We start from the raw sequence: 13688 nt of genomic DNA, 5'->3' as shown, positions 1-13688 counted from the left end.
ATAATTATTATATTACTAATGCTTTACAATGATTTTTTCAGTGCTAATGGAGTTCCCATTAACCTTCAATTGTAAAAAGTAAATTCCATTATTATATGCATTTACTGGAATGGTTATCATGTTTTGCTTGGGATTTAAGGCAATAGAAGTCTTTAGCTTTCCTATCATGTCATATATTTCTATGCTTCCTTTTTGCGAAGAACTTAAATAATAGGGAACATTAACAACCGAGTTTGCTGGATTTGGGTAGGGGGTAGAAAGTTTTGCAAAATTATATGAATTAATTCCCGAACCAGTAGCATCGTATTTAATAACAATCCAAGCCGAATCGCCATGGTAAACATTAAAAGTATAACGTATGTAACTAATACCAGCATTACCTGTGGGATAATAATCGCCCGAAAAATCGGTTACAATTTCTTGTGGTGCAATAGTCTTCATAGGCGATGTAAAGGTGTTAGGAGGATAGCAGTTGTTAGCCCAACAAAATGTATTGCTACTACCTGGTACTATATAAAGATATGACTTAGTACAAGAGACCTGAATAGTATTACTTGAGATGTTTTTAACATGTACGTGTCCGATAAGCTCCGATGATTGAGGTGTGCCACTTACAGTAATGGTATCACCATATTGAAGTAAATTACCACTAGTGGTATATAGCTCCAATGTTTGAGCATTTAAATATAACGAAAAACAACTGAATGCTGCTAGATATAAAAAAAATATAAAAAATTTTTTCATAAACTTTTTTTTTACAAAAATACATCATATTTTTGAAACTACAAACTAAAACGGTTTAGCATGAAAAAAAATTTATTAACATTAGCAATTAGCTTTTTAGCTATAACTGGTATTGTAAGCACTTCGTTTGCTCAATTACCAAATGGCAGTATTGCTCCAAATTGGACCTTAAAAGATATTAATGGTACCAATTATACTTTGTACGATTACCTTAATCAAGGTAAAAAAGTAATAATCGATTTCTCGGCTGTATGGTGTGGTCCTTGTTGGAGTTATCATACGAGTGGTGCCTTAGAAGGTGTATATAATTCGTATGGTCCAACCGGAACAGTTAATCAAACAATGATGGTTTTCTTTATCGAAGGTGACGAAGGCACTTTGGCACAATTAAATGGAGGCTCTGGCTCACAAGGGAACTGGGTTACAGGTACACCATATCCTATTATTGCAACTTGTGCTGCTCCCGATGGTAATGGCTCTACTGGTTTAGCTACGGTTTCTGCTTATAATATTCAATATTTCCCTACAGTTTATACAGTGTGTCCAGATAGAACCATTTATGAATCAGGTCAGCTAACCACATCACAGCATTATTCTTTTGCCAATAGCCATTGTGCAGCTCTTACTACAAATGTTAATGACGTAAAAGCATTTAGTAGTACATCGCCTGCCGGAACTTATTGTGTAGGTAATGTAAGTCCCAATTTGACTATTCAAAATTATGGAACTGCAAATTTAACCTCTTGTACTATTCTTGTAAAACTCGATGGTACTACAATGCAAACAATTAATTGGACAGGTAATTTGGCGATGTACGAAGTGGCTAATATTTCTATAAATCCATTAACTAATATTCCCGATGGTAATCATACTTTAAGTTTTGAATTACTTGATCCCAATGGACAAACAGATGAAAATCTATCCAATAACACCATAAATAATCCTTTTATTGTTAATTCAAATGGTGCTGTGGTTCATTTTGATTTATATACCGATGTTTATCCCAGCGAAACAAGTTGGAATTTAAAAGTACAAGGAACATCAACGATTATTGCTGAAGGAGGTAATTATACTTCCGGACATCATCACTATACCGAAGATTGGTGTTTAAATCCAGGTACTTGCTATACATTTACTATTTTAGATTCATACGGAGATGGTATGAATAACAATTCTTCATCAACTTCAGACGATGGCAATGTTACTATTACCTATGGTGGTCAAACTTTAGCAACTATAGCTGGTGCTACCATCGGTAGTTCTAAATCTGTAAACTTCTGTGTTCCTTCGGTTGGTGTTGATCCTAATTCATTAAATGGTAGATTAATGGTTTATCCTAACCCTGCTACTACCGAAATTAATATTGCTAATGTCCAAAATGCAACGATTCAGTTAATTGACATGTTGGGTAATGTTCTTTACACCAAAACAGCTGCATCTGATAACGAAATAGTATCTACCTCTCAATTAGTGAATGGTACTTATTTTGTTAAGGTTACAACTTCGAATGAGTCAGTTAGTCGTAAAGTGATTATTACAAAATAATAATATCAATGAAAACTTTAATTAATATAGCATTTGTGCTTCTAACACTTGGGTTAGGAGCACAAAATGCTCAATTTAGCATACCTTCTGTGGAGTTAAAAACCGTTGATGGAAAAAAGTTTAATACTTCAGAAATCAAAAACAATGGTAAGCCCATCATTATTGATTTTTGGGCTACTTGGTGCAAACCTTGCGTGATGGAATTGAATGCCATAGCCGACAAATATTCCGATTGGCAAAAAGAAACCGGCGTGGTTCTTTATGCTATATCTATCGATGATGCTAAAAGCATGAGTCGTGTTGCTCCTTTTGTCAACGCTAAAGGGTGGGAATATGTCGTTTTGCTCGATCCAAATAGCGATTTTAAACGTGCTATGAACGTAATCAATGTCCCTCATACTTTTATCATCGATGGTAAGGGCAATATTGTAGAGCAACATACTACGTATGCCGAAGGAGACGAGAATAAGATGTACGAGGTGATAAAACGATTAGCAGAAAATAAAGAATAAATTCGTATTTCTTTATTTAGATCATATAAATAAACAATAATAGTATGAATATTTTTGTAAAATTAACGTTGGTGGGATGTTTAATTTTTGAACTTAATACAATATTGTATTCTCAAAACTCCAATCAAGGCGAGATTCATGGCAATATTCAGATCGATGCGCAAACCTACAAAGCCGATAGTACCATTAATGCCCCAAAAGTTCCTGAAAAAATGCTACTCAATTCATATGCTAATCTTGTTTATACACGCGGAAAATTTACAGCCGGATTGCGTTACGAAGCTTATATGAATACCTTGCTTGGATTCGATGCTCGCTACAATGGCAATGGCATTCCTTATAAGTATATTACCTATACAGACGATAACTTGGAAGTTACCGCTGGAAATTTTTACGAACAATTCGGAATGGGTTTAGTACTTCGAACATACGAAGAAAAAGCCATTGGATACGACAATGCATTCGAAGGAGTTCGTGTGAAATTCGTGCCATATAAAGGGTTAACGGTCAAAGGGCTTACAGGCAAACAACGCAACTTTTTTGAGTTAGGTTCCGGCATTGTTCGGGGTGCCGATGCCGATTTAGCATTAAACGATGTTTTTAGTTTTTTGCAAAATTCTTCGACCATCATCAATTTAGGAGGAAGTTTTGTTAGTAAGTATCAACCCGATAAGGACCCGTTATACAAACTACCTGAAAATGTGGGAGCATAGGCATCGCGTTTGCAAATTATGCGAGGTGGATGGAGTATATATACCGAATATGCTAACAAAATAAATGACCCTTCTGCCGATAATCGTTATATTTATAAAGATGGACAAGCATTGCTCGTCAATTTGGGCTATACAACTAAAGGTTTTGGTTGGATATTAAATGCTAAAAGGGTTGACAATATGAGCTTCAGGAGCGATCGTAATGCGAGCCTTATGCAGTTGAATATAAACTATATTCCCATTTTTACCCGAACATTTACTTATACCTTATTAAATAAATATCCTTATGCAACACAAGCCAATGGCGAAATAGGAGGAGGAACCGAATTGTTGTACAAATTTAAAAAAGGTACCATGCTGGGCGGTGAATATGGAACTAACCTTTCTTTAAATTACAATCGTTTGCACAGTTTAAAGAAAAACAACCCTACCGACACCAATGCCATCGGAATTGCCGGAACCTTGGGCTATCAAAGTCCATTTTTTGAAATTGGTGATGAGCTTTATTATGAAAATATTACAGCCGAAATCAATAAAAAATTTACAAAAGCCTTTACCGCAAATTTTATTTATCAGTATTTTGCTTATAACTTTGATATATTGCGAGGTATGACAGGGCATGGAATGGTTTACGGACATGTGGGAGTTATAGATGCTATTTATCGTTTTAACGATAAGCATGCTTTGCATGTTGATGCTGAAATGTTGTTTACAAAACAAGATAAAGGCAATTGGGCAATGCTAACAGCTGAGTATAGCATAGCACCCTCATGGTTTTTCTCTGTTTCAGATCAAATGAATTATCAAAATCCAGAAGGCAATGAGATTAATCATTTTTATATGGGCAGCATTGCTTTTGCTAAGGGAGGTTCGCGTTTGCAAATAGGCTATGGACGGCAGCCCGAAGGAGTGATGTGTATAGGTGGTGTTTGCCGCAATGTGCCTGCTTCTAATGGTGTTATGGTCTCATTAAGTTCAACTTTTTAATTTCTTATTAAATGAAAAATGTCAGATATATATTTCCGGTTTTAATTCTTGCCGTTTTAACCTCTTTTATGGCATGTGATAAGATTGATGCGCCTTATAAAGAAACTCATAATACAGGAACTGACACAACTACTTATGTTCAAAAAGTGTTGATTGAAGATTTTACCGGACATCGTTGTGGCAATTGTCCTCGTGCACACGAAAAACTGCATCAACTTATTGTATTGTATGGTAATAAAATAATTGGTATAGCCTTGCACAGTGGTTTTTTTGCAACTCCTTTGCCACCGAGTTACCCTGCCGATTTTAGAACAAACGAAGCAGAAGAATTAGCTACTACTTTTGGTGTTACGCAATGGCCTATTGGTATGGTAAATCGTACGGCATACAACGGAAGTGTTTTACTCTCGCACGATGCGTGGTCGGAGGCTGTGGCTAACCTTATCAATCAAACACCCAAAGTTCATATTGCTATTCAAGCCAATTATCAAAATGCTTCCAGCAAAGTAGATGCTTCTATTTCCATTAAACTCCTACAAAACATAGATGTTCCCCTGAAGTTATGTGTATATCTTACTGAAGATAGTATTATATCTGCTCAAACCGACTACGATGTGAATCCAAACTTAATTCCAGATTATGTTCATATGCACGTATTCAGAGCTTCGTTTAATGGAACTTGGGGTAATGAGCTTTCACTCTCCGGCAAGCAAGTTGGCGATACTTTATTACGGCAGTTTAACCTGTCGTGGAATACAGCTTGGATAAAGAAAAATGCACATGTTGTTGCTTTTATTTATAATGCTAATGATAATACTGTTATTCAATCCGAACAAGCTAGTATTCAATAAAAAAAATTATTATTATTTAATCCATTCAATATTCAATATATTTTGTGTTTGTGGGGTAACTTTATAACGGTCATCGATACGATAGCCGATAACCCAAACAATTTCACCTTTGTTTTCTAATATCCAAATATTTTCTTTTTCATAAATGGGAATTTTTTGGTCAATCAGAAAATCACTGATTTTTTTTCGTTGATTCATTCCAAGTGGATAGAAAAAATCGCCTTTTTTCCATTTTCGAATATATAGCGGAAAAGATAAATGAGCTGAATCAATAAAAGCGACGTGTTTATAACGAGGAATTTCGAAGTCTTTATTGATAGCAAATTGATTAAAAATAAGATGCATAGGTTCTAAAAGCTCTTTGGTGTTTTTTTCAATTATGTAATAGGGTTGTAGTATATTTGAATTATGGTTTTTAATAATGGTTAAGTAAGGCTTATAAATATAAGCTTTGTAATTACTGGTGGTAAATGTTTTACCATTTTGATGATTTTGTTCTAAAATTTGTTGTATTTGTGAAAGATTAAAACCAAAGGGTTGTAAATAATGATAAAGCAATAATTTTGCTTGTGATATTTTTTTGAGTTCATCAATAAGTATTAAAAGCGTATGTTCTTTTTTTTGAACAAAGGCATGCATTTTTTCATTAACTAGTTCTTCTAATAATTGGTAGCTGGTTGTAAAATGTTGTAGATTTTTAATAAAAATGTTGTGAATATCAGGTTGAATTTCTTGAATTTTAGGTAATATATGATGGCGTATATAATTACGAGTATATTTATCCGTTTGATTAGAAGAATCTTCACGCCATGCGAGATCGTTATTAAGTGCATATTGTTTTATTTGTTCGCGAGTAGCAAATAATAAGGGTCGTACAATTTGATTGTTTTGAATGGGTATGCCACATAATCCTTTTAGACCAGTACCACGGATTATATTCAAAAAAACAGTTTCAATATTATCGTCTAAATGATGAGCAGTTAAAATATAAGTGCATTTTTGTTGTTTAGCCAAATTGTAAAAGTATTGGTAGCGAAGTACACGAGCTGCTTCTTGAATGGTAATCTTATTTTCTATTGCAAACTCTTTGGTGTCGAATGTTTGACTATGAATAATAAGTTGATGTTGATTAGCAAAAGTGTAGGCAAATTGTTCATCTTGGTTCGATTCATTGCCTCTAAGTTGAAAATTGCAATGAGCAAGTTCAAAACAGTAGTTATTTTTCAAAAGTAAATGAGCTAAGACAACCGAATCAATACCTCCACTAAATGCCAATAAAAGTTTATCGTTGGTTGTAAAAAGTTGATTTTGTTCGATATATTTTTTAAACCATATTTCTAATGACGACGACATTTATTCTATTTTTGTTTTTAATGCATTTAATAGGCCCTGAGCTTTTACAAAACATTCCGAATATTCATTTTCGGCTTCAGATTGAATAGTAATAGCACCTCCTGTAATAAAATTGGCATAATTATTCGCTTGATTTATTTGTAAACTTCGAATTACAACATTAAAGTCGAAATCGTTATCGGGTGTAATGTATCCAACAGATCCAGAAAATAAACCTCTTTTGGTTTTCTCGTATTGTTCAATGATCTCCATTGCTTTTATTTTAGGTGCGCCTGTCATGCTGCCCATCGGAAAGGTTGTTTTTATAATATCGGTAAAGGGGATATGAGGAGATACTTTCGATTCAATAGTAGAAATCATTTGAAAAACGGTTGGAAAAGCATAAACTTTACACAATTCTTTAACTTTAACTGAATTTTTGTTTGCTGTTCGCGATAAATCGTTGCGAACTAAATCGACAATCATCACATTCTCGGCATGCTCTTTAGCATTATTTTCAAGTATATGTTTATTTTGAATATCGTTAGCAGATGAGCGTTTTTGTGTCCCTTTTATAGGTTGGGAACATATTTTTAGTCCTTCTTTTTTTAAATAACGCTCGGGTGAGGCGCATAATAGAAATGAATGATGGTGCCTATAAAATGCAGAAAAGGGCATCGGGGTGGTTTGAGCCAATTCATTAAAACACAAAGCCGGATTAGCAATAAAGTTTTCGCAATAAAATTCTTGACAAAAGTTTATTTCGTATATATTTCCAAGTTGAATATGTCGTTTTATTTGGTTAAATCGATGAAAATATTCTTCGCGGCTCATGCGTTGTTTAAAATTTGGAATGTTGACTATTTTTTCAACGGGAGTAGATAAAATGTCAGAATGAATTTTTTGAATTTCTTTTTTTGTTTGTCTTTCAGGGTATTGATAACAAACATGTGAGTTATTTATAAAAATTATGATTTGTGGCTGGAAAAAGCTCATTAAAGGAAAATGAATGAAATCGGGATTATTTGATTGTAGCGGTTCTATCTCATTTTTTAAATCATATGATAAATGCCCAAAAACCCAATCATGTATGTTTTTTTTCCAATAAAAAAGCGAATCAAAGAAGTCTTTTTGTGGAGTTAAAATGGAAATTGCTCCCAAAGCAGCAATGAACGGAAATTTGGAGGGGTAATGATGCGAATTTAAAATGGCAAAATGCGGATAGTTTAAGGCGTATTGATAAAGTTGATGCTTATATAAAGCAACATTGTCAACTTTTATGTTAAGTTTTCTTCGCATTTATTATTACAGGCAAAGATAATTTAAAAATAGTAAAAAGTAGTGTTAAACGCTTTTCCTAAATATTTTATAATATCAGATGCAATGAGCGATTCGTAACTTTGTTTTTTAAGGGCATAATCAGCTGCTAATCCATGAATATAGGTAGCAATAATGGCTGCATTTTGGGGTGAGTAGCCTTGTGCTAAAAGTCCAAGCAATATTCCTGTTAGTACATCGCCACTTCCAGCGGTTGCCATACCTTGATTCCCCGTAGAATTAAAATAAGTAGTTCCGTCAGGCAAATGAATTTGTGTATATGCTCCTTTTAATATAATGATGAGCTTGTATTCTTGTGCCTTTTTTTGAGCCGTTAAAAATCGTTCGAAATGACTGTAATGTTCACCAAATAATCGATCAAATTCGCGTATATGGGGCGTAAGAATAGTGTTGGGTGAAAGTTGATTTAGCATATCTGGGTATTTTGATATTAGGTTTAAAGCATCGGCATCTAAAACGAGAGGCTTTTGTTGTTCTTTTAAAAGTATTTGAATTTTATCAAACGCTTGAGAATCGGTACCAATAGCACAACCTGATGCAATGGCGTTAAATATATGAAAGTCGTATTCGTAAGTATTATCTTTTTCCTTATAGGTTTTGAGCAATATTTCAGGAACGGTAGATTGAATAATGAAGCGTTCAGATTCAGGTATCCATACGCTGATGAGGCCGGCACCCGATCGTATAGCCGCTTTAGCCGCTAAAACAGCAGCTCCCATTTTTCCTTTGCTTCCAGCATACAAAAGCCCATGACCAACTTGACGTTTTTCTGTGAATTTTGAGCGTGCCTTAAAAATTGACCTTAATAATGAGGGCGTAATATAAAAGTAATTGGAGTGTTCTTTTTCTTTAGCATCGGGATGTAAAAATATAGGTATAATTTCCCATTTGCCAACATAGGGTTCGTTTTCAGGAAAAAAAAAGGATAGTTTGGGAAACTCTAAAGTGAGCGTAAGATGGGCTTTAATAATATTAAATGAATTATGGGTGCGATTATCCTCGCCCATTAATCCACTTGGTATATCAATGGCAATAACCTTGCATCCAGATTCATTAATTTTTTGAATTATAGATACAATAGGGCCTTCTAATGGATTTTTTAAACCACTTCCAAAAAGAGCGTCTATAATTATTTCATCTTTATCGAATTGATAATCAGTTGCATGAACTGACTCTACGATATGGATACCTAATTCTTTACAGCGGTTATAATTTGTTATATTATCAGGCGATTGTTTTTCTTTAATGTTAAAATGTAAAACCCTTACGCGGTAATTTTGTTGGTGAAGTATTCTGGCTAAGGCTAAGCCATCTCCACCATTGTTCCCAAATCCACAGCAAATAGCAAAAGATTGTGTTTTAGGAAAATGTTTTAAAACATATTTGCAGAGTTGTTCCGAAGCTCTTTCCATTAAATCTATCGATGGTATGGGTTCGTTTTTAATGGTGTATTGGTCAATTATACTGATTTGTTTTGTTGTAAAAATTTTCATTTTTTATTTATCTTTTTTGAAAAAGGATTTAATTTTTCAAATTTTAAAATTATCTTTGCCCCGTAAAGATATAAAAAAAGGAAATATGTTTAAGCAACATCCCAAAGGATTGATCGCTGCTGCTCTTGCTAATATGGGCGAGCGTTTTGGTTTTTATACCATGATGGCTATTTTAGTTTTGTTTTTACAAGCTAAATTTGGACTAAGTGGAACACAAGCCGGTTTAATTTATTCTATTTTTTATTTTTCAATTTATATATTGGCCTTTGTAGGAGGTATAATTGCCGATAGAACTCGAAATTATAAAGGCACCATTTTAACAGGTTTAATTGTAATGTCGTTGGGATATGTAATGATTGCTATACCAACACCTACTCCTGTTCCTAATAAAACTTTATTTTTAATTATTTCGTGTATAGGATTGTTTGTTATTGCCTTTGGAAATGGACTTTTTAAAGGAAATTTACAAGCATTAATCGGTCAGATGTACGATAATGAGCAATATGGTAAACTCAGAGATTCTGGTTTTTCGATATTTTATATGTTTATTAATGTAGGTGCATTATTTGCTCCTCTTATGGCTATTGGTATGCGAAATGGTTGGTTACAGCATTTTGGATATAAATATAATTCAGGATTGCCAGAACTATGTCATCGATATTTAGATGGAACTATTACCAACGAAGCTATGATAAAGTTAAATACCTTAGCAACCGAAGTGAGTGGAAAGGCTGTTACTGATATTAGTGCTTTTGTTAATGATTATTTGAATGTATTTACACAAGGCTTTCATTATGCTTTTGCTATATCTGTTGGTGCTATGATAATTTCTTTAGTTATTTACCTTACAAATAAAAAGAAATTTCCAACTCCTCAATCGAAAGCTAAATCAACCGATTCTAATAATACTTCACAAGTTCAAATGGACGCAAAAGAAATAAAACAACGATTGTATGCATTGTTTGCGGTATTTGGAGTTGTTATATTTTTCTGGTTTTCGTTCCATCAAAATGGTTTGACGTTGACTTACTTTGCCAAAGATTATACCGATTTGAGTGGCATTGCTATTAATCTGGGGTTTGTGAATATTCAAGGAGCCGAAATATTCCAATCTATTAACCCATTTTTTATTGTGCTTTTAACTCCAATACTTATGGGGGTATTTGGGTGGTTAAGGGCTCGTGGTTTAGAACCATCTACACCTAAGAAAATTGCAATTGGAATGTTAATAGCCGCATCAGCATATTTTGTTATGACTTTAGGCTCTTTGGGATTACCCTTAAAATCAGAATTAAATGCTATGGGTGGATTAGCTGATGCTGATAAAGTTACGCCATTATTGTTAGTTGCTACGTATTTTATACTTACAATAGCCGAATTATTTATTAGTCCATTAGGAATATCGTTTGTGTCAAAAGTAGCACCTCCACATTTACAAGGTATTATGCAAGGTGGATGGTTGGGGGCAACGGCAATTGGTAATCAGTTATTGTTTATCGGTGCTATTTTATATGAAAATGTTCCTATTTGGTTAACATGGTCTGTTTTTGTTGGTGTTTGCTTAATTTCTATGACAACCATGTTGTTTATGCTTAAATGGCTTGAAAGAGTGGCTAAATAAGTTTACTGTTTTATTAAATAATTTTTGTTGATTAATTTTATACAACACATTTACACATAATTTCTTTTCATAATTAAGAATGAATGTTTACAGGAATTTTGCAACATATTTAAAAGAGAAATATGGTACTCGAGTACAAAAAATTTCTGTAAATGCTGGATTTACATGCCCTAATAGAGATGGAACAAAAGGATTAGGAGGATGTATATATTGCGACAATCAAACATTTTCACCCGATTTTACCGATTATTCTATTGATATAAAAAATCAGCTCGAAAAAGGGATACAATATTTTTCAAAAAAGTATCCAAGCCAAAAATACATAGCTTATTTTCAGAATTATACTAATACTTATGCGCCTCTTGAGGTCTTAAAACAAAAATATATTCAATCTTTGGCTATTCCTAATGTTGTTGGTATAGCCATTTCTACCAGACCTGATTGTATTGACGAAGCATTGTTGAAGTTTTTAGCAGAGTTAAATAAACAATACGAGGTTTTTATTGAGTTAGGAGTAGAGTCAACATTCGATAAAACATTGTCATTATTAAATCGTTGTCATTCATACAAGGATGTTGAAAAAGCGGCAAAGATAATTAACCAATATAACATTTGGACAACCATTCATCTTATTTTAGGATTACCAGGTGAAACTATGGACGACATTAAAGTTCATGCACATAATATTAATAAACTTCCGATAAAAGCGATTAAGTTTCATCAGTTACAGGTAATTAAAAATACTAAGCTTGCACAGTTGTATGAATCTAAAGAAGTTGATGTGCAACCCTTGTGTATTGATAAGTATATCGATTGGGTCATTTTATTTTTAGAGCATTTGCGTACTGATATTTATATTGAACGTTTCACAAGTGAATCGCCTAATGATATGGTTATTGCTCCACATTGGGGGAATATTAAAAATTATCATGTAGTTGAAATGATAAGAAAAAAAATGAATGATTTAGAAACATTTCAAGGCAGATGGGTATAAAAAAAGAGGCTGTCTCAAAATTAAGTCAGCCTCTTTTGATGATTATAATGATTTTATTATTTAATGTTGTTTTGGTTAGGATTTGTATAAGAAGGAGTATCATTTAATTTTTTTTCTAACTGTTCAATTCGCTTTAAAAGTTGATTGATAAGCTCATTTTGTTGCTTATTTTTTGCAATAAGTTCTTTAATAGCAGCTAGGCTAACGCCTGCAACATCCGAAGCAGCGAGCGATTTACCTAAGTAATGGGGTTCATCTAATACGCCCGTTCCAAATGCTTGGTAAAAATCTTCGGCAACGGGCCCAATATGACGTTCTTGAGTGCCTTTATAGTACCATGCTTTTATGTCTAGTTGTTCAATTTTACTAAGTAAGTCATTTTTGTTTAATTCTTCAAATCGGTCTTTAAGTGTTTTTGAAGAAGCATTTGTCCATGTACCACCACCAGTTAAATAAGCACCGTTACCATCAGTAGAATTAGTACCAATTTGGAACGGATAAGTATTTGCTAATCGATTTATCGCAAATTTATTAGTTGCAAAATCCCCATTTATGAGTGGTTTAAGTGTGTCTAACGAATTTTCAATAAATAATTTATTGTTTTGATGAATTCCCCAACCTGCTCGATAACCGATTAAAACATTATTATTACCAATACTTTGCGTACCTGCCATAGAACCTATTATTGTATTAGCCGAACCTTTCATTTCGGTATAAGAACCTATATAAGTGTTATCAATACTGGTAGAATCACCATCACTTCCTCTACCTATATAAATGTTGTGGTATCCACTTATATTAGTAGAACCTGCATTGTCGCCCATAAAAATATTACAGAAACCTGTTTTGTTTGATTTTCCTGCCCAATTACCAAGAAAAATATTATAGTTTCCGTTATATCCTGTTAATGAACCTAGATTATTCATACCAGTGTAGGTACCTATAAAAATATTGCTATAACCATCTTTATTCATTTCTCCGGCACGTGTCCCAATAAAAACATTATCTTGCCCATTTTTATTATAATTGCCCGCATATTCTCCTATAAAAATATTTCTAACTCCTGCACTATCGTACGAGCCAGCTTTACTTCCAAGAAAAACATTACCACCACCAATGGTATGATTTGTTCCTGATAAATATCCAATAAATGTATTATCATTACTGTTGTTGTTTTGTCCAGCATTATATCCAAGAAAAGTGCAATATTGGGAAACAGAACCAGCATATCCAGCTCTATTACCTAGATATATATTATATGAGCCCGTTGTATTAGCATAACCGGCATTATAACCTATAAAAGAGTTGTATAGACCACCACTATTATGTGCACCGGCTTCGTGTCCGATAAAATAATTTTCGGGTGTTAGTTGCATATAGCTGGTAGCATTACCTCCACTCAGGTCTCTAACTCCGAATCCGGCATTGGGATCTTCGGTATAAATACGTGAGCTATCGGGCGAAATTCGGAGATAGTTTGTTCCTCCGGCTTTGGTTTGTGCTTTCCCGTTGACAATGAATACGCCCTTATTTGATTTATTAGATGAATTATCGACCG

12 protein-coding genes are annotated in these 13688 nt (G+C 33.7%); 7 read left to right on the top strand and 5 right to left on the bottom strand.

The window, feature by feature from the left end:
* Positions 1–15: 15 nt before the first annotated feature.
* Positions 16–744, bottom strand: a complete 729-nt coding sequence (locus HPY79_03315; protein NSW44842.1) for a T9SS type A sorting domain-containing protein — start codon at positions 742–744, stop codon at positions 16–18.
* A 60-nt stretch (positions 745–804) separates the two neighbouring features.
* On the opposite strand from HPY79_03315, the gene HPY79_03310 reads away from it, so the two are divergent.
* The 5 genes from HPY79_03310 to HPY79_03290 are packed head-to-tail and all read left to right on the top strand — an operon-like array spanning position 805 to position 5352.
* The gene (locus HPY79_03310) at positions 805–2289 is read left to right on the top strand and encodes a T9SS type A sorting domain-containing protein (protein NSW44841.1); all 1485 of its coding nucleotides are present in this window, start codon (positions 805–807) and stop codon (positions 2287–2289) included.
* An 8-nt stretch (positions 2290–2297) separates the two neighbouring features.
* Positions 2298–2801 carry a TlpA family protein disulfide reductase gene (locus HPY79_03305; GenBank protein NSW44840.1) on the top strand — a complete coding sequence of 168 codons (504 nt, stop codon included), beginning with the start codon at positions 2298–2300 and terminating at the stop codon, positions 2799–2801.
* A gap of 44 nt (positions 2802–2845) precedes the next feature.
* Complete coding sequence (locus HPY79_03300) at positions 2846–3514, top strand: hypothetical protein (GenBank protein NSW44839.1); 669 nt, start codon at positions 2846–2848, stop codon at positions 3512–3514.
* Between the two features lie 18 nt (positions 3515–3532).
* Positions 3533–4501: a hypothetical protein gene (locus HPY79_03295; protein NSW44838.1), complete on the top strand. Its 969-nt coding sequence runs from the start codon at positions 3533–3535 to the stop codon at positions 4499–4501.
* An 11-nt stretch (positions 4502–4512) separates the two neighbouring features.
* Positions 4513–5352, top strand: a complete 840-nt coding sequence (locus HPY79_03290; protein ID NSW44837.1) for an Omp28 family outer membrane lipoprotein — start codon at positions 4513–4515, stop codon at positions 5350–5352.
* Positions 5353–5364: 12 nt separating this feature from the next.
* Here the strand turns inward: HPY79_03290 and tilS are convergent, their stop codons facing one another.
* The 3 genes from tilS to HPY79_03275 are packed head-to-tail and all read right to left on the bottom strand — an operon-like array spanning position 5365 to position 9515.
* On the bottom strand, positions 5365–6705 hold the full coding sequence (gene tilS, locus HPY79_03285; protein ID NSW44836.1) for a tRNA lysidine(34) synthetase TilS: 1341 nt from the start codon (positions 6703–6705) through the stop codon (positions 5365–5367).
* Positions 6706–7983, bottom strand: a complete 1278-nt coding sequence (locus HPY79_03280; protein ID NSW44835.1) for an anthranilate synthase component I family protein — start codon at positions 7981–7983, stop codon at positions 6706–6708. It lies immediately after the preceding gene.
* Positions 7984–8006: 23 nt separating this feature from the next.
* Positions 8007–9515: an NAD(P)H-hydrate dehydratase gene (locus HPY79_03275; GenBank protein ID NSW44834.1), complete on the bottom strand. Its 1509-nt coding sequence runs from the start codon at positions 9513–9515 to the stop codon at positions 8007–8009.
* An 85-nt stretch (positions 9516–9600) separates the two neighbouring features.
* Between HPY79_03275 and HPY79_03270 the strand changes: the two genes are divergently transcribed.
* Positions 9601–11136: a peptide MFS transporter gene (locus tag HPY79_03270; protein NSW44833.1), complete on the top strand. Its 1536-nt coding sequence runs from the start codon at positions 9601–9603 to the stop codon at positions 11134–11136.
* A 79-nt stretch (positions 11137–11215) separates the two neighbouring features.
* Positions 11216–12130 (top strand): TIGR01212 family radical SAM protein, encoded by a 915-nt coding sequence (locus HPY79_03265; protein NSW44832.1) that lies wholly within the window; start codon positions 11216–11218, stop codon positions 12128–12130.
* A gap of 56 nt (positions 12131–12186) precedes the next feature.
* On the opposite strand, the gene HPY79_03260 is transcribed toward HPY79_03265, so the two are convergent.
* On the bottom strand, positions 12187–13688 hold a 1502-nt coding region (locus tag HPY79_03260), incomplete at its 5' end, for a hypothetical protein (GenBank protein ID NSW44831.1).

This window comes from Bacteroidales bacterium (assembly GCA_013314715.1).
In the GTDB taxonomy this organism is placed as follows: Bacteria; Bacteroidota; Bacteroidia; order Bacteroidales; family GWA2-32-17; genus Ch61.
This window is presented reverse-complemented; position numbering and strand designations above follow the sequence as displayed.

Excerpts from the sequence above, each read along its gene's own strand:
- HPY79_03290 (NSW44837.1), top strand. The coding sequence starts at position 4,513 with ATGAAAAATGTCAGATATATATTTCCGGTTTTAATTCTTGCCGTTTTA.
- HPY79_03315 (NSW44842.1), bottom strand. The coding sequence starts at position 744 with ATGAAAAAATTTTTTATATTTTTTTTATATCTAGCAGCATTCAGTTGT.
- HPY79_03295 (NSW44838.1), top strand. The coding sequence starts at position 3,533 with ATGCGAGGTGGATGGAGTATATATACCGAATATGCTAACAAAATAAAT.
- HPY79_03265 (NSW44832.1), top strand. The coding sequence starts at position 11,216 with ATGAATGTTTACAGGAATTTTGCAACATATTTAAAAGAGAAATATGGT.
- HPY79_03305 (NSW44840.1), top strand. The coding sequence starts at position 2,298 with ATGAAAACTTTAATTAATATAGCATTTGTGCTTCTAACACTTGGGTTA.
- HPY79_03270 (NSW44833.1), top strand. The coding sequence starts at position 9,601 with ATGTTTAAGCAACATCCCAAAGGATTGATCGCTGCTGCTCTTGCTAAT.
- HPY79_03275 (NSW44834.1), bottom strand. The coding sequence starts at position 9,515 with ATGAAAATTTTTACAACAAAACAAATCAGTATAATTGACCAATACACC.
- HPY79_03280 (NSW44835.1), bottom strand. The coding sequence starts at position 7,983 with ATGCGAAGAAAACTTAACATAAAAGTTGACAATGTTGCTTTATATAAG.
- HPY79_03310 (NSW44841.1), top strand. The coding sequence starts at position 805 with ATGAAAAAAAATTTATTAACATTAGCAATTAGCTTTTTAGCTATAACT.
- HPY79_03300 (NSW44839.1), top strand. The coding sequence starts at position 2,846 with ATGAATATTTTTGTAAAATTAACGTTGGTGGGATGTTTAATTTTTGAA.
- tilS (NSW44836.1), bottom strand. The coding sequence starts at position 6,705 with ATGTCGTCGTCATTAGAAATATGGTTTAAAAAATATATCGAACAAAAT.